The sequence below is a fragment of the Oleiphilus sp. HI0066 genome (genome assembly GCF_001635725.1).
The window spans coordinates 1-1171 of the sequence record NZ_LWFH01000435.1 but is presented as its reverse complement, the minus strand read 5'-3'; the positions used below and the strand labels follow the sequence as shown (position 1 = coordinate 1171).

1 protein-coding gene is annotated in these 1171 nt (G+C 44.6%); it reads right to left on the bottom strand.

The genetic code is table 11. The features are described 5' to 3' along the window. Positions 1–1171 (bottom strand): glutamine--tRNA ligase (gene glnS / locus A3738_RS05780; protein WP_197473635.1); only part of this gene is annotated, 1171 nt, incomplete at both ends.

Sequence of the window (1171 nt, the reverse complement as noted above, 5' to 3'; positions counted from 1 at the left end):
AAGTCAGCTTTATCGATATACAACGTTTCCGAGAATGGGATCACTCTCTCGCCTAACTCAGGTTTGTTTGGATGGTTCGCAGCTTTCATCTCAAGACCTGAGTCAGCCTCATCAATATTAATGACCGTGACTTTAAGAGGATTCATCACGCACATCGCGCGAGGAGCTTGTTCATTCAAATCATCACGAATCGCTTTTTCTAGCTGAGCTACATCCACATCACTGTTGTTCTTAGCGCTTACAGGAATCATTTCACAGAAGCTTTTAAGCGAATTCGGAGTAAACCCACGACGACGCATTCCTGATATGGTTGGCATTCTTGGATCATCCCATCCCGCCACATGATTCTCATCAACAAGCTGCTTAAGCTTACGCTTACTGGTGACCGTATAATTCAAGTTCAAACGCCCCATTTCATACTGAGTTGGCCTAGTAGGAACGGGAAGATTCTCAACAAACCAATCATACAAAGCGCGATGAGACTGAAACTCCAGAGTACAGATGGAGTGCGTAACGCCTTCGATCGCGTCTTCTTGGCCATGCGCAAAATCATAGCTCGGATAAATACACCATTTATCACCTGTCTGGTGATGTTCAACCTTGCGAATTCGATAAAGAATCGGGTCTCTCAAATTCATATTTGGCGAAGCCATATCGATTTTCGCACGAAGAGAAGCCGCCCCTTCATCGAAACCACCAGCTCTCATTGTTTCAAAGAGGTCTAGATTCTCTTCAACAGAACGCTCTCGATAAGGGCTGTCTTTACCGGGCTTAGTCGCCCAACCGCGATATTCAGAAGCTTGCTCCGCACTGAGTTCACACACATAGGCCTTACCTTCTCGAATAAGATGTAAGGCCCACTCATATAATTTATCAAAGTAACTTGAGGCATAACGTGCGTCGCCATTCCATTCATAGCCTAACCAGCGCACATCCTCTTGAATTGCATCAATAAATTCTTGGCTTTCTTTCTCAGGATTTGTGTCATCAAAACGAAGATTACAAACTCCGCCATATTGCTGCGCCAAACCAAAGTTAACCCAAATTGAGCGCGCATGGCCTACATGCAGATAACCGTTCGGCTCAGGAGGAAAGCGAGTAACAACTCGACCTTCGTGTTTATTTGAAGCCAAATCTTCTTCAATAATCGTTTCAAGAAAGTGCTTAGATT